Annotated in this window: 19 protein-coding genes; 8 read left to right on the forward strand and 11 right to left on the reverse strand. The window is 62.5% G+C overall.

Translation table 11 applies throughout. The features are described 5' to 3' along the window. Window positions 1-60 precede the first annotated feature (60 nt). Both IG629_RS13615 and IG629_RS13620 read left to right on the forward strand, forming a co-directional pair. The gene (locus IG629_RS13615; protein WP_193172485.1) at window positions 61-1,845 is read left to right on the forward strand and encodes an SLC13 family permease; all 1,785 of its coding nucleotides are present in this window, start codon (window positions 61-63) and stop codon (window positions 1,843-1,845) included. 72 nt (window positions 1,846-1,917) lie between these two features. Continuing rightward, window positions 1,918-2,838: a DMT family transporter gene (locus IG629_RS13620; RefSeq protein ID WP_193172486.1), complete on the forward strand. Its 921-nt coding sequence runs from the start codon at window positions 1,918-1,920 to the stop codon at window positions 2,836-2,838. Window positions 2,839-2,896: 58 nt separating this feature from the next. Here IG629_RS13620 and IG629_RS13625 read toward each other — a convergent pair whose 3' ends face one another. From IG629_RS13625 to cobS, 5 genes are all read right to left on the reverse strand, one after another. After that, window positions 2,897-3,826 carry a dihydrodipicolinate synthase family protein gene (locus tag IG629_RS13625; RefSeq protein WP_193172487.1) on the reverse strand — a complete coding sequence of 310 codons (930 nt, stop codon included), beginning with the start codon at window positions 3,824-3,826 and terminating at the stop codon, window positions 2,897-2,899. A 116-nt stretch (window positions 3,827-3,942) separates the two neighbouring features. Continuing rightward, complete coding sequence (locus IG629_RS13630; RefSeq protein WP_193172488.1) at window positions 3,943-4,551, reverse strand: SCO family protein; 609 nt, start codon at window positions 4,549-4,551, stop codon at window positions 3,943-3,945. A gap of 84 nt (window positions 4,552-4,635) precedes the next feature. Then, window positions 4,636-5,304: a lipid-binding SYLF domain-containing protein gene (locus tag IG629_RS13635; RefSeq protein WP_226886694.1), complete on the reverse strand. Its 669-nt coding sequence runs from the start codon at window positions 5,302-5,304 to the stop codon at window positions 4,636-4,638. A gap of 69 nt (window positions 5,305-5,373) precedes the next feature. Further along, on the reverse strand, window positions 5,374-6,015 hold the full coding sequence (locus IG629_RS13640) for a histidine phosphatase family protein (RefSeq protein ID WP_193172489.1): 642 nt from the start codon (window positions 6,013-6,015) through the stop codon (window positions 5,374-5,376). Beyond that, window positions 6,012-6,827 (reverse strand): adenosylcobinamide-GDP ribazoletransferase, encoded by an 816-nt coding sequence (gene cobS, locus IG629_RS13645; protein ID WP_193172490.1) that lies wholly within the window; start codon window positions 6,825-6,827, stop codon window positions 6,012-6,014. Before cobS ends, IG629_RS13640 begins: the two co-directional genes overlap by 4 nt. 127 nt (window positions 6,828-6,954) lie before the next feature. Between cobS and cobT the strand changes: the two genes are divergently transcribed. Continuing rightward, window positions 6,955-7,989: a nicotinate-nucleotide--dimethylbenzimidazole phosphoribosyltransferase gene (gene cobT, locus IG629_RS13650; RefSeq protein ID WP_193172491.1), complete on the forward strand. Its 1,035-nt coding sequence runs from the start codon at window positions 6,955-6,957 to the stop codon at window positions 7,987-7,989. Window positions 7,990-8,005: 16 nt separating this feature from the next. Beyond that, on the forward strand, window positions 8,006-8,614 hold the full coding sequence (locus tag IG629_RS13655) for an NUDIX hydrolase (protein WP_193172492.1): 609 nt from the start codon (window positions 8,006-8,008) through the stop codon (window positions 8,612-8,614). On the opposite strand, the gene IG629_RS13660 is transcribed toward IG629_RS13655, so the two are convergent. Then, on the reverse strand, window positions 8,599-9,432 hold the full coding sequence (locus IG629_RS13660) for an ABC transporter permease (RefSeq protein ID WP_193172493.1): 834 nt from the start codon (window positions 9,430-9,432) through the stop codon (window positions 8,599-8,601). The two genes, IG629_RS13655 and IG629_RS13660, sit on opposite strands and share 16 nt — an antisense overlap. After that, window positions 9,429-10,199 carry an ABC transporter ATP-binding protein gene (locus tag IG629_RS13665; RefSeq protein ID WP_193172494.1) on the reverse strand — a complete coding sequence of 257 codons (771 nt, stop codon included), beginning with the start codon at window positions 10,197-10,199 and terminating at the stop codon, window positions 9,429-9,431. Before IG629_RS13665 ends, IG629_RS13660 begins: the two co-directional genes overlap by 4 nt. Window positions 10,200-10,340: 141 nt before the next feature. Here IG629_RS13665 and IG629_RS13670 point away from each other — a divergent pair, with 141 nt between their 5' ends. Both IG629_RS13670 and IG629_RS13675 read left to right on the forward strand, forming a co-directional pair. Continuing rightward, window positions 10,341-11,672 carry an ActS/PrrB/RegB family redox-sensitive histidine kinase gene (locus tag IG629_RS13670; protein WP_319025087.1) on the forward strand — a complete coding sequence of 444 codons (1,332 nt, stop codon included), beginning with the start codon at window positions 10,341-10,343 and terminating at the stop codon, window positions 11,670-11,672. Between the two features lie 77 nt (window positions 11,673-11,749). Then, on the forward strand, window positions 11,750-12,304 hold the full coding sequence (locus tag IG629_RS13675; RefSeq protein ID WP_319025088.1) for an ActR/PrrA/RegA family redox response regulator transcription factor: 555 nt from the start codon (window positions 11,750-11,752) through the stop codon (window positions 12,302-12,304). Window positions 12,305-12,322: 18 nt separating this feature from the next. Here the strand turns inward: IG629_RS13675 and IG629_RS13680 are convergent, their stop codons facing one another. The 3 genes from IG629_RS13680 to IG629_RS13690 are packed head-to-tail and all read right to left on the reverse strand — an operon-like array spanning window position 12,323 to window position 15,196. Next, window positions 12,323-13,096, reverse strand: a complete 774-nt coding sequence (locus IG629_RS13680) for an SDR family NAD(P)-dependent oxidoreductase (protein WP_193172496.1) — start codon at window positions 13,094-13,096, stop codon at window positions 12,323-12,325. Between the two features lie 40 nt (window positions 13,097-13,136). Beyond that, window positions 13,137-14,354: a CaiB/BaiF CoA transferase family protein gene (locus tag IG629_RS13685; RefSeq protein ID WP_193172497.1), complete on the reverse strand. Its 1,218-nt coding sequence runs from the start codon at window positions 14,352-14,354 to the stop codon at window positions 13,137-13,139. Beyond that, window positions 14,351-15,196 (reverse strand): hypothetical protein, encoded by an 846-nt coding sequence (locus IG629_RS13690; protein WP_226886696.1) that lies wholly within the window; start codon window positions 15,194-15,196, stop codon window positions 14,351-14,353. The genes IG629_RS13685 and IG629_RS13690 overlap by 4 nt, the downstream gene beginning before the upstream one ends. Before the next feature lie 229 nt (window positions 15,197-15,425). Here IG629_RS13690 and IG629_RS13695 point away from each other — a divergent pair, with 229 nt between their 5' ends. After that, window positions 15,426-15,833 (forward strand): VOC family protein, encoded by a 408-nt coding sequence (locus IG629_RS13695; RefSeq protein ID WP_193172498.1) that lies wholly within the window; start codon window positions 15,426-15,428, stop codon window positions 15,831-15,833. Window positions 15,834-15,856: 23 nt separating this feature from the next. Beyond that, a complete protein-coding gene (locus IG629_RS13700; protein WP_193172499.1) occupies window positions 15,857-16,657 on the forward strand; it encodes an IclR family transcriptional regulator in 801 nt (266 codons plus the stop codon). 31 nt (window positions 16,658-16,688) lie between these two features. On the opposite strand, the gene IG629_RS13705 is transcribed toward IG629_RS13700, so the two are convergent. Further along, a complete protein-coding gene (locus IG629_RS13705; RefSeq protein WP_193172500.1) occupies window positions 16,689-17,933 on the reverse strand; it encodes an EAL domain-containing protein in 1,245 nt (414 codons plus the stop codon). Window positions 17,934-18,368 lie beyond the last annotated feature (435 nt).

Here is an 18,368-nt window from a genome sequence, read left to right on the forward strand (position 1 = left end):
CGCCCGGCTTGCCCCCTGAATCCGCTTCCGCACAGCGCGTGGGGACGCTATAGCTCGGCAATGACATTTGATCAGATTGCCATCCTCGCCATCATCGTTGGCGCCCTTACAGCCTTCATCTGGGGGCGGTACCGGATCGATCTCGTTGCCATGCTGGCGCTGCTGCTGTCGGTGGCGGCCGGCGTTGTCGATCCGCTGACGGCCTTTGCCGGTTTCGGTCATCCGGCCGTCATAACGGTGGTGGCCGTGCTCGGTATGTCGGCGGCGCTGACCCGGTCCGGTGCGGTCGGTGTGATCGCGGAACGCATCGCCCAGCGCACCAAGTCGGACCGGGCGAAGACCTTCTCGCTGATCGGGCTGGCCGGGGTGATGTCCAGCGTCATGAACAATGTCGGCGCGCTGGCTCTGTTGATGCCGATCACCCTGTCGGTCGCGCGCAAGGCCGGGCTTTCGCCGTCCCGGCTGTTGATGCCGCTGTCCTTCGCCTCGTTGCTGGGGGGCATGATCACCCTGATCGGCACGCCGCCGAACATCATCATCGCCGACTATCGCCACAAGGTAACGGGCGAGGCCTTCCAGATGTTCGATTTCCTGCCGGTCGGCCTCGCGGTCGCCGTCGTCGGCATTATCTATCTGGTTTTCATCGGTATCAGGCTGGTGCCGAACCGGCGCGCCAATGACGAGGGAAAGCGCCTTTTCGAGCTTTCCAGTTATGTCACGGAGTTCAGGGTTCCCGCCGATTCGCGCCTGATCGGACAGACCATCCGGGCGCTCGGCGACCGCAACGAAGATAGCGGGCGGCCGACCGTACTTGCCATCTTGCGCGATAATGAACGGGTGGTCCGCAGGCTGACCCGCGAGCCACTGGCCGAAGGCGATCTTCTGCTGGCCCACGGCTCCGCCGAACAGATCGAGGCAGCGGTGCAGAAGGGCCTTGAGCTGGTCGATGCCAAGGAGCTCGATGCCATCAAGTCCGATATGCCGGAAAACGGGGAACTCGCCGTGGTTGAGGCGGTGATGCCGCCGCGTGCCTGGATCGAGGGCCGTAGCGCTGCCATGCTGCGCCTGCGCTCGCGTTACGGGCTGAACCTGCTCGGGGTGGCCCGCGGCGGGGCGCCGATCAACACCCGGCTGCGCGACGTGCGGTTCCGGGCAGGCGACGTGCTGATGCTGCAGGGCGACAGCGACCAGATCTACGGCACAATTTCCTCCCTCGGCTGCCTGCCCCTGGCGCAACGCCAAATGAGCCTGGAACGGCCGAAAATCCTGATCCCGGCACTGCTGTTTCTGGCCGCCATCGTCGCTGCCAGTCTCGGCATTCTGCCGGCGGCGGTGACGCTTGCGGGCGGTCTCGCGGCCATGGTGGTGTCCGACAATATCTCCATGGCCGAGGTCTATGACGCCATCGACTGGCAGATCGTGGTCTTGCTGGGAGCGATGATACCCGTCGGCACGGCGATGCATGAAACCGGGGCGGCGGGGCTGATCGCGGGAACGATGGCGGGTGCCGTGGCGGATGTCTCGCTCTATCTGGTGCTGGCGCTTTTGCTGCTGGTGACCATGTTCCTGACGGATATGATGAACAATGCGGCAACGGCGCTGGTTATGGCGCCGGTCGCACTCGGTATCTCCGAGCAGCTCTCGGTCAATGCCGATCCTCTTCTGATGGCGGTTGCAATCGGATCCTCCAGTGCGTTCCTGACCCCGATCGGGCACCAGAACAATCTGCTGGTGATGGGCCCCGCGGGGTACAAGTTCGGGGATTACTGGCGGGTCGGCCTGCCGCTCGACTTTCTGATCATGGCAGTGGCGGTTCCGCTATTGCCCGTGGTCTGGCCGTTCTGAGCCCGGAAGCGGTTCAACCCCAAGCAGCTCAGCCCAAGCAGCTCAACCCGAGCGGCTCACCCGAGGTACAACATGTCTGATCAAAAGACAGGAACCGGTCTGATCGATCCGGGCCTGATTGTGCCGACCATCATGCTGGTCGGTCTCGGCGGCCTCTGGGGGCTGTCCTTTTCGCTCTCGAAAGTGGCGGCGATAGGCGGCGTGCATCCCTTTGCCTATGCCTGGATGCAATCGACCGGCGCGGCTCTGTTTCTCTCTCTGGTCTGCTACCGCAAGGGCATCCCGTTCGATCTCAGCCGGGGCCATCTGGTGTTCTTCCTGGGCGCGGCGGTGATCGGCCTTGTGCTGCCGAACATCAATATTATTACGACAGCGAAATATATTCCGGCAGGCGTGATGAGTACGGTGGTCTCGACCGTGCCGGTGCTTGGCTATGTGCTGGCCGTCGGCCTCAGGATCGAGGGCTTTCGCTGGAACAGTGCGATTGGTATTGGCCTCGGTCTGGTTGGCGCCCTGCTGATGGTTCTGCCGAAGACCAGTCTGCCGTCGCCGGACATGGTGCCCTGGGTGCTGCTGGCCTTCCTGACCCCGGCTCTGTACGCCTGCAGCGGGATTTTCAGCGACCGGATGCGGCCCGAAGGCACGCATTCACTTGCGGCGGCGCGCGGCATGCTGATCGTGGCGTCTCTCGCGACGCTGCCGCTAATGCTGGCGGTGGACGGCTTCTACCCGCTGATGGCCAACCCCGGCCCGACCGACTACGCCATGCTCGGACAGATCTGCATCTCGTCCGTCGCCTACATTCTCTATTTCGAAATCCTGAAACGCGCCGGGCCGGTTTTCCTCAGCCTGGTGTCCTACATCGTGACCCTGTTCGGTCTGTTCTGGGGCTGGGTGGTTTTCGGAGAGATCCATTCAGCCTGGATCTGGGCCGCCGTCGGCTGCGTTTTCACCTCGTTGATCATGGTGAATATCGGGCGACGTGCGCGCTGAAAAGAAAAACGCCCCGGGCGGAACCCGGAGCGCTTTCTTGATCAGATCGTTATGTGGCTCAGGCGGCTTTCGCCGGAAGCGCGAAGTTGACTGCATCCAGCTCGGAGACCAGCGACGCGGCTTTTTCGGCCGGGAGCGGCATGAACGGGGCGCGGACATTGCGCCAGCTTGCCTTGCCGCTGTTCTTCGCCAGCAGTTCCTTCAGCGCGGCGGCTGCCGGATAGTTCTGCAGGGTCAGGCGCTCAAGGGTGAGCTGGTCCTGCAGCGCTTCGGCATCGGCGGCCGAGCCGGCTTTCCAGGCGGCATAGACCTTGGCGCAACCGCCGACCGTGACGTTGCCCGTCGCGGTGATGGTGCCGACACCGCCGGCTTTCAGAACGTCGAGCAGATAGCGCTCGGTGCCTGCGAAGACGTCGAAGCCCGGGAACTTTTCGGCCATCGCCTTCATGTTCTCGAAATCGCCGGAGCTGTCCTTCACACCGCAGACGGTGTTCGGGAATTCCTTCAGCAGACGGGCGATCAGCTCGTGGCTGAACGGCACCGCGGACATCTGCGGGAAGTGATAGAGATAGACCTTCATCGCATCGCTGCCGATGGCTTCGAAGGTGCGCGAGAAGTGGGTGAACAGGCCTTCGTCGCTCGGGTTCTTGTAATAGAACGGCGGCAGCATCAGGACATGCTCGATACCGATATCAAGGGACGCCTTCGTCAGCGCGACCGTGTCCGGCAGCGCGCAGCAGCCGGTGCCGATCATCAGCTTGTCCTTCGGCAGATCGGACGCGCCGAGCTTGTCGAGGAAGGCCAGTCGCTCGGCGACGGACAGCGAGTTCGCTTCGCCGGTGGTGCCGAACAGCAGCACACCGTCGCAGCCGCTATCCAGAAGCCAGCGGGTATGGTCGAGGGTGAGGTCGATATCGACCGAAAGATCGTCGTTGAAGGCTGTCAGGCCGGCGGCCATGACACCCTTGATGCGCGGGCTCGTGCTCATGCGCGCTCTCCTTAGGTATGGAAGGGCAAAAAGAAGCCGGAGCTTAGTCCCGCGCGGGATTCCATTCAAGCGAGGGTCGCACCACGATGCGGAAGATCTGCCGTGCGAAACCGGCGTTAACCGGCGATGCGCTTGGTCAGATCCTTGGCGATGTCTTCCGGTGCGGTGTCGAAGCCGAAATGGCTGACATAGCGTCCGTCCGGTCCCATCACGTAGGTGATGGTGGAATGGTCCATCAGATAGTCGCTGAAATCCTCGCTCTCGACCTTCTGGTAGAACACCCGATAAGCCTTGGCGACATCCGCGATCTGCTCCGGCGTGCCGGTCAGATAATGGATCTTGTCGTGGAAATGCTGGCTGTAATCACCCAGCGCCGCGGCTGTGTCCCGCGTGGGGTCGATGGTGATGAAGACCGGCTCGACCTGGTCCGCCACCTTCGGGTCCAGCATGTCGAGGGCCTGGGTCATCACCGTCAGCGTCGTCGGGCAGACATCCGGGCAATAGGTGTAGCCGAAGAAGACCAGCATGTAGCGGCCCTTCAGATCCTCGTTCGACAGCGCCGCGCCGGTTTCGTCGGTCAGGCTGAAGGGGCCGCCGACAAGATCCGCCGCGCTTTCCTGCCCGGCGATCCGGCCGCCGCTGACAATCCAGTAGCCGGCGGCGATGGAGCCTGCGAGGGCGAGGCCGAGAAAGCCGACGAGGAAGAAGAAAGTCCGTTTCGACATGTCAGGTCCGGTTCCAGTTCGCCCGTCACTCGGAGGAGGACGGGGTGCCGATCAGTCGGTTGATTGGGACTATAGGCCGCCGCCTCAGAATTGCGAGAGCGTCTCGCGCAATTGTGCCGCCTCGTCCGAGGTGAAGCGGCGTTCGATCAGGATTTGCTTGGGACTAGCAGCGGTGCGGTAAAACGTCTCATTCTTCTCCGGCTGGGTCTGAATCACCGCCCCATCGAAGGCGCCGCCGCCGAAAAGGCCCTTGGATTTGGCAAAGGCAATGAAGTCCGCGCCGAGGGAGCCGGAACTGGATGCGCCGACACCGCCGCCGATGGTGCCGACGGCGATGCTGGCATCGGCGCCGAACTTCACCTGGTCGCTCATCAGCGAGTTCAGGCCTTTTTCCGTCATCACCACCAGAAGAACCTGTTTGGCCTCGACACCGATCTGCAGGCCGATACTGCCGGCCGCCAGCGAGTAGAACGCGGGATCGCTCCAGTCGCCGGCACCCTTGCGGGCGAGCAGAACGCCCTCGCCGTATTCGCCGCCGACCACGAAGCCGGCTTTCACCAGCTGGGGAATGATGAGCACGCCCGTTGCCCGTTTCAGATAGTCGCCAACCGGGCCGACGACGTTCGGATCGCTGGTCAGATCGCGCAGCGTTGTCCGGGCCCGTTCGACCGTCATCGAGGCGTCTTCGGCTCGTGCCGTGGTTCCGAAAAAGGCCGTCGCGAAAAGGATTGCCGCAAGAAAACCGTACCGCATGCCTGATCTCCTCATGGCGTGGCCGTGATTGTGTGCTGGTAGATGGGGATTAATCCCCGCTTTGTTAGCTCAAAAGCCGTCTCTCATATTGAGACAGCGCAATCTCCATGGGGATAACGCGCCAGTGGCCTCTTCGGTTCCCGCATGATCGGCGAGGCTGAGAGATAGTGGGGAGATTTCCAGCGCCAGCGCATTCTCCGGCGTCATCCCGAGGATCGTCGCGATAATGGCTCTGATCGAGCCGCCATGGCCGATCAGCACGATGTCCCGTGCCGGATGGGTATCCGTCAGAATGGCAAAGGCGGCGGACACCCGCGCGGTCAGATCGGTGAAACTCTCCCCGCCGGGAGGCCGGTTGCGGGCCGGGTTGTCCCAGAAGGCCGCATAGTCCGCCGAGCCCTCGCGGCCCAGCGCATCATGGGTATTACCCTCCCAGGCTCCGAAATCCTGTTCGGCGAAAGCGGCTTCCACGATCCGGTTCCGGGGAGCCCAGCCGGCCGCTTCCAGCATCTCAGCCGTTTCGGTCGTTCGGCGCAGCGGTGTCGTGACCAGCAGACTGTCTGGCGGAAGTTGTGCGGCGATCCGCTTCAGAAGCGCCGGGTCCTGAGGGATAGCGGGCACGTCCGTGCGCCCGTAGACAGTGCCTTTCTCGACCGCTGCCGGGGCATGGCGGAGCAGATGCCAGCGCGTCGGTACTCTCACGCTGGTCACGCGGGCCAGCCGAAACCGGCCGCGCCGGCCGGGAGCATGGTGAGCGCAAGCAGGACGAAGCATTCGACAATCTGCTCGCTGGCGCCGAGAACATCGCCGGTATAGCCGCCGATCTGCCGCTTCGCGAGCAATGCTGTTGCGCCTCCGGCAAGCGCCGTGGCGGCAAGGGCGGCAATGAAGCCGGTGCCGGGCAGCAGGGAGAAGGACAGCAAGGTGCCGAGCGCGAGGCAGAGGCCGGTGGTCACCGGTTTTGCCCGGCCTGCGCCGCTGCCGAGGCCGGTCGCGGTGGCGGGCGCGAGGCAATAGGCGATCGGCAGGATTGCCGTCCGCCCCAGAACATGCGCAGCCGCGAGACCGAAGGCGGCAAGCCACGGCGCGGCAATGGCGAGGTTGGCGAGACAGGCGGCCTTTATGCCGGTGGCGATGACAAGGGCCAGCACGCCATAGGAGCCGACCCGGCTGTCCCGCATGATCTCGATCTTCCGCTCCTTCGTGCCGCCGCCGCCGAACCCGTCGGCCAGATCGGCGAGCCCGTCTTCATGCAACGCACCTGTCAGGAAGGCGGTGAGGACAAGGGCGATCAGGGCGGCCGCGAGCAGCGGAATTCCGGCATGGGCGCCGAGCCAGAGCGCCCCGCCGCCAAGCGCTCCGACCAGCAGTCCGACCAGCGGGAAGGCCCAACCGGTATGCATCAGCGGCCGGTCGGTACGCGCGGGCGCCGGCACCGGTAGCCGGGTCAGGAACATCAAGGCATGGAGCAGATCGTCCACCCACCAGGGGTGCCAGACCGAAGCCGGTTTTTTGCTCGCCATGACTGCCAGAACCCCGTTGTGCCGATCTGTTGCGCGGCGTCTCCAAGCGTCGCTCCCGGACTATGCACAGGCTCGGATCGCCTGTATAGGGGGCGGCATTCCAAAGAACAGTTCCCTGTGATGATCCATGAGCGACGAACGTTTTTCGCCCGAGACTGCGACCTTCGACGAGATCCGTGGCCTGTTCCGCGCTCTGCCCCCGGCAGACCTCGAGGCGGGCACCGCAGCGGTCAGTCGCGAGGCGCAACTGACCAAACCGTCCGGCTCCCTCGGCCGGCTTGAGGACCTGACCCGCTGGATGGCGGCCTGGCAGGGCAAGTACCCGCCGACCGTCGAGCATCCGCGGGTCTGTGTCTTCGCCGCCAATCACGGCGTGACGGCCAAGGGCGTTTCCGCCTATCCGGCCGATGTCACCGCGCAGATGGTGCAGAACTTCATTTCCGGCGGCGCCGCGGTAAACCAGCTGGCCCAGCTTTTTGATGCCGATCTCCGGGTCTATGAGATGGCGCTCGATCAGCCGACGGCGGATTTCACCGAAGAAGCGGCGATGGAAAATGGCGACTGCGCCAGGGCCATGGCCTACGGCATGATGGGTGTGGAGCCGGGCATCGACCTGCTCTGCCTCGGCGAGATGGGGATCGGTAACTCGACCTCTGCCGCCGCGATCTGCCACGCGCTCTATGGCGGCACTGCTGAAGACTGGACCGGTCCCGGCACCGGGGTGACCGGTGACGCGTTCAGCGCCAAGGTGAACGCGGTGGCCGATGGCGTCGCTCTGCACCGGGCGCGGACCGAGGACCCGCTGGAGCTCTTCGCCGCTGTTGGCGGGCTTGAGCTTGCGGCAATTGCGGGCGCGGTTCTCGCCGCCCGCATGGCGCGGGTGCCGGTTCTGCTGGACGGTTATGCCTGCACGGCCGCTGCTGCCGTTCTGTATGCCGCCGATCCGCGCAGTATCGAGCATTGCCAGGTCGCCCATTGTTCCGCCGAGCCGGGTCACCGGTTGTTGCTGGAGAAGATCGGCAAGGAGCCGATCCTCGATCTCGGCATGCGGCTGGGCGAAGGCTCCGGCGCGGCGCTGGCCATCGGTATTCTGAAATCGGCAGTGGCCTGCCACACCGGCATGGCGACCTTCGCCGACGCCGGCGTCAGCGGCCCGGCCTGACATTCCCGGAGCTCCCATGCCGAAACCCTGGCGCGTGCTCGACAGCCGGATCGAATATAGCGACCGGTTCCTGGCCCATCGCATGGACAAATGCGAGACGCCGCACGGTCAGATCGTCGATCCCTACCATGTGATCGAGCTGCCCAACTGGGTGAACATGGTTGCCGTGACCGATGATCATCAGGTGCTGATGGTGCGGGAATACCGGCACGGTATCGGTGAGGTGGTGTTCGGCCTGCCGAGCGGGACCGTCGATCCGGGCGAAACAGAACCGATGGTGACGGCGCAGCGGGAGCTGCGCGAGGAGACCGGTGCCGAGGCGCCGCACTGGGTGCGAACGGGCCGGATGTATCCGAACGCGGCCGTGATGACCAATACCTGTTTCAGCTTCCTTGCAGTTGGTGCCCGAGTGACCGGTGAGACCAGCTTCGATGATGCCGAGGATATCGAGACCGTTCCGGTGCCGATCGAGGACCTCTATCGACGGCTGCTGGCCCGCGAGTTGACCATGACGGCAATGCATCTGGTCAACCTGCACGAATCCGGGCTCTACATCCTGACCTCGGGCGATCCGCTGGTGGCGGGCCTGCGCGAGAAGCTGGTGCCGCTCTACTCGCCAACCTGAAGCAGGCGGCCTTCCTTGCGGGCACTGCGGTAGGCCAGCCAGAAAACCCCGGCCCCGATGATGAAATAGACCACATTCAGCATCATGGCGCCGGCCAGCAGGTCAAGCCGGAACGTGCCGTCGAACAGCACCGCGCGCATGCCTTCGAAGACATAGGCGGACGGTGTCGCCCAGGCGACCATCTGCAGCCATTCGGGCATCACCGAGACCGGATAATAGACGGCCGAGATCGGGGCGAAGGCGAAGACCAGGACCCAGGCAAGGCTTTCGGCACCGAGCCCGAAACGCAGGATGATGCCGATCACCGCCAGTGCGATGCCCCACGCCATGAAGAACAGGCAGGCCATGAAGGCAAACAGCGCCGGGCCGATCGAGAAAATCGAGAAATCGTAGAAAACGATGGCCAGCAGCGCCGGCGGGAGGGCACCAATCAGTGTGCGTACCAGGCTCATCACCATCAGCGTGATGACGAATTCATGCGGCCGGAGCGGGCTGACGAACAGATGGCCGAGATTGCGCGACCACATCTCTTCCAGGAAGCAGAGCGAGAAACCCATCTGGCCGCGGAACAGGATGTCCCAGAGCAGCACCCCGGCAAGCAGAACGCCGGCGGCGCTGGCGACCCAGCTCGACTGGTCGAGGAAGAATTTCGTGACGAAGCCCCACTGGATCATCTGCATGGTCGGCCAATAGGCCATTTCCAGCAGGCGCGGCCAGGATCCGCGCATCAGGTAGAAATAGCGCAGCACCATGGCCCAGATGCGGCCGGCGTTGAACAGGGACGCGGGCGGTGGAGTGAAGTCGAGGTCCGCGCTCATGCCGCTCCCCTGCCCGCGTCACCGCCATTCGCTGCCGCGCCGGTCTGGCGCGCGACGTCGAGGAAGACCTCATCCATGGTCCGGCGTCCGTATTTCGAGAGCAGATCCGACGGGCTGCCCCGGTCGACAATGGTGCCTTGGCGCATCATCAGCACATCGCTGCAGAGCCGCTCCACCTCCTGCATGTTGTGGGAGGCGAGCAGGACGGTGGCGCCTGTGTCGCGCTGATACTTTTCCAGATATCCCCGTATCCAGTCCGCGGTATCCGGGTCGAGCGAGGCGGTCGGCTCGTCCAGCAGCAAAACGCGCGGCTTGTTGATCAGTGCCTTGGCGAGAGCCACGCGGGTCTTCTGACCGGCCGAGAGTTTGCCCGAGGGCCGGGTCATGAACTCCGTCATATGGAGTTGTTCGGCCAGCTCGGCGATGCGGGCCTTTGGGTTCGGAACCGAATAGAGCCCGGCATAGATCCGCAAATTCTCGCGCACGCTCAGCCGGTGCGGCAGGTCGACATAGGGCGACGAGAAATTCATGTAGGGCAGGGCCCGGTAGCGGTCCGTCGCCATGTCGCAGCCGAGGATCGAGACGCTGCCGCCGCTCGGCTCAAGTAGCCCAAGCATCATCGTGATCGTGGTCGTCTTCCCGGCCCCGTTGCCGCCGAGCAGGCCGACCGTGATCCCGGCAGGGACCGAAAAGCTGACCCCGCGCACGGCGTGAACGTCGCCGTAGCGTTTCTCCAGGTCGTGGACCTCGATGACCGTCTTGCTCATGGAACCGTACTCGTGGGGGCTGGTCGGATGTGCCTAAATCGGCGTCGCGACCTTAGCCCGAGCCGTGCTACTGGACAATGATGCAATCAAGAGTTTGGGCCCCAGAGGGCGTGGTACAGGAAACGACGAAGGTGGCATCAGGTGGCTGAACAGCGAAACAGCGCCGGAGATTTCGCCGATCGCTTCGGGCTCGGTCCGGCCGGCGCGCGGACCCTGACGACGATCCGTTGGGTAGCACTGATGGGGCAGCTCATCAGTCTGCTCGTCGTGCATTACGGTCTCGGCTTTCCGCTGCCGCTGGAAATCACCCTCGGGATCGTGGCGTCGGGAGCGCTCTACAACCTTGTCATTGAGGCGATACGGCAGGCTGGCCGGGCGCAAACGACCCGCGCGGCGGCCTTCGGACTTGCCTTCGACATCGCCCAGCTCGCCTATCTGCTGTACTGGACCGGCGGTCTTGAAAATCCGTTCGCACTGATGCTGATCGCTCCGGTCACCGTCTCCGCCACCATTCTCTCCGGCGCGGCGACGATCTGGCTGAGTTTCCTCGCACTTGTATCCGCTTCGGTGCTGGCCGTAGTGCATCAGCCGCTTCCCTGGCCTCGGGACGGACTCGAATTGCCGAACATCTACGTGTTCGGACTGTGGATGGCGATTGTCATCACCACCTTGTTTATCGCCGGATATACCTACCGGGTCAGTCGGGATGCGCGGCGCATGTCGGACGCGCTGGGGGCGACGCGGCTGGCCCTGTCGCGCGAACAGCAGCTCTCGGCGCTTGGCGGTCTGGCGGCGGCGGCGGCCCACGAGCTCGGCACGCCGCTCAGTACCATCGCCGTTGTGGCGCGCGAATTGCGCAAGGATCTGCCGGACGGCAGCGAGTGGGGCGAGGATGTCGACCTTCTGCTGAGCGAGACCGCGCGGTGCCGCGACATCCTGACCCAGCTTTCACGCCAGCCGGACCAGGAAGCTGCCGGACCGTTCAAGTCCATGCCCTTCAGCGCCATGGTCGAAGCCGCGGCCGCGCCGCATCAGCGGGACGAGGTCGTGGTTATCATCGAGCAGCACGGACCGGAGGGTGCGTTCGATCTGGCGGCTGATGAGGGCGCCTTCGTGGTGGATCAGCCGCGGGTCGTGCTGACACCGGAGATGAATCAGGGCATCGGCACGCTGGTCCAGAACGCGGTCCAGTTTGCCGCGGAAACCGTGGAAATCACGGTCTATTGGGATGAGCAGACAGCCTCGGTCATCATTGAGGATGATGGGCCCGGATTTGCCTCTCTGGTGCTGGACCGGCTGGGCGAGCCCTATGTCTCAAGCCGGGCCGGCAAGGACGGTCATATGGGCCTCGGCATCTTCATCGCGAAGACCTTGCTGGAGCGGGGCGGGGCATCGCTCTCTTTCTCCAATCGTGCCGAAGGGGGCGCGCGGGTCACGGTGGAATGGCGGCGCAGCGACCTGGAAGCTGTATGACCGCAACTTGACCGAAAGCAGATTTCCCAGCATAAGCCAGCTGGCTACAGACCGGCCCCGGAAGGTGGAGGTACTTGGTGACAGACGATCAGATTTCAGGCGACGAGACCCCTAAGCTGCTGGTGCTCGACGACGACGAGCCGTTCCGCAACCGGCTTGTCCGGGCGATGGAAAAGCGCGGCTTTGCGGTGACCAGTGCAAGTTCGGTGGCCGAAGGCCTGCAAGCGGTCCGCGATGACGTACCGTCCCACGCTGTGCTCGACATGCGGCTGACGGATGGCAGTGGGCTCGATGTGGTCGCTGCTCTCCGAGACGCCAATCCGGATGCCCGCATCATCATGCTGACCGGCTATGGCAATATCGCCACCGCCGTCGCCGCCGTGAAAGCGGGCGCGGTGGATTATCTGCCGAAACCGGCCGATGCCGATGCCATCGCCGCCGCGCTGCTGGATCACGAAGAGGCCCTGCCGCCGCCGCCGGACAATCCGATGTCGGCCGACCGGGTGCGCTGGGAGCATATCCAGCGGGTCTTCGAGCAATGCGGCCGGAATGTCTCGGAAACCGCGCGCCGCCTGCGCATGCACCGACGGACCCTGCAGCGCATTCTGAACAAGCACGCGCCGCGCGGTTAGGCGCCGGGTAATGTGACGTCAGTGAATGTGGCTGCCGCCGTTAACGTCGAGGGTGGCGCCGGTCACATAGGCTGACAGATCGGACGCCAGGTATAGGCAGGCGCCGGCTATGTCGGATGGCTGCCCGGCGCGCTTCAGGGGGATTGCCGAGACGATCTCTTTGAACATCTCCGGTGTGACGTTCCCGTCGAGCATTCCGGTTTCGACCATGGACGGACAGACAACATTGGCCCGGATGCCCGAGGGGCCGAATTCCCGGGCGATGGATTTTGTCAGACTGATCACGCCTCCCTTGGACGCGGCATAGTGCGCACCCCCAACCAGCCCGCCGCCACGCTGCGCCGCCACTGAGGCTAGGTTGACGATCGATCCGCTTCCCCGATCCGCCAGAACCTCCAGAACACTGCTGCAGATGTTGAAGGTGCCCTTCAGGTTGACGTTCAGAATGTCATCATAGTCAGCCTCGGTGATCGATTTCATAGACTGGGATTTCACGATACCGGCGCAATTCACCAGGCAATCGATGGTTCCGAAATGCGTCACGATGCTTTCGACGGCCTGCTTGCATTCTTCGGCGCTGCGGATGTCGCATCGGGCGCCCCAGATGCGTGCGGGAGATCCGATGCGCGCGGAGATACGCGCACTGATTTCGGCCAGCGCATCGTCGTTCATGGCGATGTCGGGAACGGCCAGCCTGGCGCCATGAGCGGCGAACAGCTCCGCGGTTGCGTAGCCGATGCTTCTCGGTGATGCGGCGCCGGTAATCACGCAGACCTTGTCTTTCAGCAGCATGGTTCTTCCTCCCGGTATCGGCACGGCCGGTCGTGGATATTCACTTCGATTGTGCTCCGGGCGCGGCATGTGCGGCGCCTGACGCAATCAGGGTTTCTGTCTCCTCATCCTTGAAACCGAGGTCATCAAGGATTGCGCGGGTCTCGTAGCCGCGCGGCTGGGCAGATGAACGGTTGGACGGATAGGTGCCGTCGACCCGTATCGTGGAGCGCAGGGCAGCGGATTTTCCTTCAGCCGGATGCTGCTCCCACTTGACGAGACCGACAGCGTTCAGGTGCGGGTCGGCCTGCAGGCTTTCGAGCGTGTGACAGGGCATGACTGCGATATCGGCTTTGCGGAATATCCTGAGCCATTCGTCGGTTGTCTTGTGCGTCAACGGCGCGCCGCGCACTTCAAACCACTCGGCAACATGTGTGGCGCGTGCAGCCACGGACGAGAATCTGGGGTCGTCGAGCAAGTCCTCTCGTCCGACGGCCGCGAGGAATGCACGCACCTGAGGATCGGTGTTGATGGTGAACGAGATCCAGCCGTCCGCAGTCTGAACGGGCTTGTTGTGCGGGCTCAGCAGGCGGAGGTCGCCCGGCGGCCCGACAGGTGGATCGAAACTCGCTTGTGCCAGATGCTCCTGCAGGACGAATGACGCCATCGTCTCGAACATCGGGATTTCGATACTGCGGCCTGCTCCGCTTGCACGGCGCTCGATAAGGGCGGCCATGATGGTGCCGGCGGCGATTTCTCCAACAACATGATCGCAGATCAGCATCGGGACGTAGGCAGGTGCACCATCACGGGCATAGGCCAGTCCGGCCATGCCGGTCGCTCCCTGGACGACACTGTCATAGGTCGGCAGGCCCGCATACGGGCCGTCGGTTCCGTATCCGGAGATAATGCAGTGGATCTTGTCGGGATACATGTCCCGGACGGTCGCGGCGTCGAGGCCGAGCCGCTCAAGGGCGTCCGGACGGATATTGGCGATGATCACGTCGGACGCCTGGACCAACCGATTCATGATCTCCCGGCTGTCCGGGTTCTTGAGATCGAGGCAGATGTTGCGCTTGCCCCGGTTCAGGTGAAGGTAGGCCCCCGAATGCTGACCGGTCGGCGATGGCCCGCCGAGCCCGCGCATCAGGTCGCCTCCGGGGCTTTCCACCTTTATGATTTCAGCGCCGTATTGAGCGAGCCGCCAGGTTGTCACCGGACCGACGACGACGGTCGTCAGGTCGAGGATCCGAACGCCTTCGAGAGGAGCGAATGTCATTGGCATTCCAGCTTCATTTCGGCGGCTCTGAGACCATTGGCGGCAAAAGCGCCCAGGTGCCAGCCATCGGTTTCGTGGTTCGCCGTGAGTGTGACCGGGTTCCCGCAGAACAAAGGCGCGGTGTGTTTCATGGACAGTTTTCGGGGAATCAGTTTCAGATCGTTTCTGATGAATTCGCTGAGCAACAGGGTCGTAAGCCCACCGTTGACGACGAGATCCGGATATCCCTCCACATCACGGGCGTAGGCCTTGTCGATGTGGATCTTGTGCGAATTGAAGCCGAGGGCGGAGTACTGGAACAGAAGGGTCTCGTCCGGGATGACGATTGTGTTTCGGTCGCCGCCGGGGATATCGGCATCGGTGACCTCAGCCGCGACCGTCTTTGCTCTGCCGGTCGGGGCCGCTTCCATCAGGATATAGGTCGCTTCCTCAACGATGGACGGAGTGCCATGCGGCGCGACGGCCAAACTATGCTCGACGGTGACGAATGCCATCGGGCCTGAGGCGGCTTCCTTCCGCGTCAGGGATGCGACCTTGCTCGTCCGCTGCAGAGCCGCGCCGATCGGAATGTCCGCGAGAAACGTGACGCGCCGCCCGCCGAGAACCAGTCGGCTCAGACCCATGTCCGGGATGGCCACACCGAGGCCGGGGAAACCGTCGCCCCGCAATTCGGATCTCCGCGTCTCTCCCGCCAGCATGGGGAAATGCCATCCGCGGGGCAGGGTATCACCTTCTCTGAACCGGTCCGGGTCGAGATCCAGCATCGCCGCAATCCGGCGCGCCGTGCCCAGAGCGCAGACCTCCGTGCGCCGGATAGGCTGAAATTCTTCCGTACCGGACATGGGAGCCTTCCGTCATGATGGGAAGCTTAATAAATCATATTTAATTGTATTGCTGCAAATATGATTTAGTTGAATTGCGAATTTCCGCCATTTTGGGCTAAAGTCTCCGTGGATGTTTCAAATACGGAAACTAAAATTCACAAATGAGATTTATGTAAGCCGATATATCGGTGGTCACAGGCGGCATGTTTTGCAGGCCGCTCAAAATCTCTAGGGCAGGAGATGCGCGATGAAGATCCAGTTCCATCACATGAATCTGTGCACCGAGAACGTGCAGCGGTCGTCGGAATTCTACCGGTCGGTCTTCGGACTCGATTCGGTGAACTACCAGCGGGTCAATGCCAGTGACGATGCCGGTTATGGCGGTAATGTGGACTTTGTGACCGACGGAGCCGTCGAGTTTCATCTGGCCCGCCGCGACATTGATCTCGGGTTCCGGATGAACCATGTGATCAATCCGCTCGACCGCGGGCATTTCTGCTTCCGGACCAACGATATCGAGGCGTTCAAGCGCCGTCTTGAAGAGAAGAAGATACCTTATTCGGACTATGGAACCTGGGCGATGGCCGGTTGGTATCAGATTTTCTTCCACGATCCGGACGGCAATATTATTGAAGTCCATCAGACTGGAAAGTGAGAGACCCCGAATGGACGCGTGCGATGAATGACGTTTCGAAACTGACCAGGAAACGGGAAGCTTCCGAGGGTCCGGCCTATGCGGCGCCGGCGCTCGAGAAGGGACTGGATGTGCTTGAGTTGCTCTGCCGTTCGGAGTCCGCGCTTTCGATCAAGACGATTGCACAGGTTCTCGGACGCAGCGTGGGAGAGTTGTACAGAATGGTCAGCTGCCTCGTCGAGCGAGGGTATCTGGTCAATGTGGATGACAAATATCATCTCTCGACCAAGCTGTTCGAGCTGGCGCACATCAACCCGCCGACGCATCGGCTGCTCACAGAGGCAATGCCGGTCATGCAGAAGCTGTCGGCGGAACTCGATCAGTCATGCCATCTCAGCGTTTATGCCACGGGCCGACAGATGGTTGTCGCCAAGGTCGACAGTCCGAGCGGTATGGGGTTCAGCGTCCGTGTCGGTGCCGAGCTTGATGTACTGGTGTCGGCGTCCGGCCGCGTGCTGCTGGCCTTTCAGGATCAGGTCACGCAGCGTCAGCGTATCGCTGAATCTGAGGCGCGCCAGCCGGAACAGGCCGACCCGCAGATCGAAATTGTTCTCGATACCATTCGGGAACGTGGTTTCGAATCTTCCCCGAGCGTTCAGGTGCGCGGCCTCTATGCGGTGGCATTTCCGATCGGCGATACAAGCGGTCATGCAATCGCGGCGCTGACAGTCCCCTTTGCAGAGCGGATCGATTTGGCTCAACGCCGTTCGATCGACTCAATCGAAAGGCACCTTGGCGAATCCGCTCACGAGATCACCAGCAGGACCGGCGGTCTTGTCACGTGAAGGATGGCGCTGCCTGGAGAGTTTTCAGTCGCTAAACGATGCGGGCGTCCGCGCTCAGCTGCTTGTCGATATAGCGGCCCTGGAACATGGTGATGCCCAGGGACTGACCGAACCGGACGGCTTCGTCCGAATCGCAGCGGGTCAGGATAATCCGGGCGCGGCCGCACCGATCCACATGCTCTTTCAACTCGGCGGTCCGGTTACCGGACATGTCGTCCGCCATGTCCGGGGTCCAGATCAGTTTCAACAGATCAAGGCCGAGCCGTTCGCGGTCGATGAATTGAAGCGTCAGGTGGTTCAGCCCGTCGAGGCAGATCCGGTAGCCGCGTTCGCGCATGAAATCGCGGGCGAACATGTAGGCACCCATATCGCCGAAAATATCGATCTTCTGCAATTCGATCACGACCGTGCCGCGGGCAACGGCCTTCAGGCTGGCATCGAAGTTCAGGAAGGGCGGAGACAGGATCGTCTGTACGTTCAGATTGACGCTGAAGGAGCTGGCGATCGAGGTGTCATCATTCCGGATCAGCAGGGACAGCATCCGTGCGTCCAGCGTCTGCGTCAGATGCTGGAACAGCCAGAGATTGGAGGCCAGATCGAATTCCGGTAGCACGGTCTGCTGCAGATCGTGGATCGAGATGAACAGCTCCCGGAACACCGGCTGCGGGTTCGGGTTGTTCGGGGTCAACGCGCAGACCGGCTGGCGGCGCATCAGGTTCGAAAGGTCGGCCCGCTGCAGGAAGGATTCCAGTTTGCCAAGCTGTTCGGGGTCGAGCGGCTTGCGCGAACCCTTGGCTCGCGGATCGACTTTCTGTTCTGAATTGACGGACATGCGCGATTTGCGTTCGCGCTCCCGGTGCATCTGCTTGACTAGCTCCAGAAGGTCCTCGTACTGGGTCGCGACGTTGAACCAGGAGCAGAAACGGGCCAGGTCCTCTTCCTCATCGCCCTGCGACAGCGGGTCTTCGGAGAACAGATAGCGGACCTTCATGATGGCCGCGTCGATATCCTCGACGGTGGCATCCTTGCAGACGAAGAACAGATCCGAGTTGCTCAGGATGAAGATCTGGCCCTCGTAGTTCTGGACCATACCTTCGAAGGTGGCCGCCGCGATCCGGATATGGTGGTCCTGACGGTTCTGCGGGCGCAGCCGGGAAAGATGGATATGGACGGCCATGCGGCCTTCCACGTTGCGCCCAAGGCGCTGAAGATAGTCGAGCAGCAGGTATTCCTGGCTCGGGCCCCGATTTCGGCTCTGGACTTGGCTGAGCGCCATGTGGTCCTCCGTCTAAACTCCTGAGGGCCGTTTCCTGACCTTCTTCATACCATGTGGCCCGCGACGCAGGCACCCGATATTTACCCGGGTGCCACTCTCTGCACGGACCGGACAGCGTAGAAGCGGAAGAATGACCAATTGGTAATCATGCCCGAAAATGCTGAAATTTGCATAAAAGGCCACCAAAATTTTGCGCATTGGACCGAATCTAGCCGCGCTTTCAAAAATTATGCTCATAAAAATGTTTTATTTCAATGGATAATTAGCCTATTTTAAAGCCCTGCATAAGCGAATCGCAGATCTAGCTCGGGATTTGAATCAACTGGCCTCTCGCATGGACCTTTGTATTTGGTGGCGTAAATGCCGGATCGATTTGGTGTCCGTGACCTTAGGTCTCGCTTTATCCTCTATTTTAATAGGGATTTATGCCGAAAC

The organism is Nisaea nitritireducens (assembly GCF_014904795.1).
Taxonomy (GTDB): Bacteria; Pseudomonadota; Alphaproteobacteria; order Thalassobaculales; family Thalassobaculaceae; genus Nisaea; species Nisaea nitritireducens.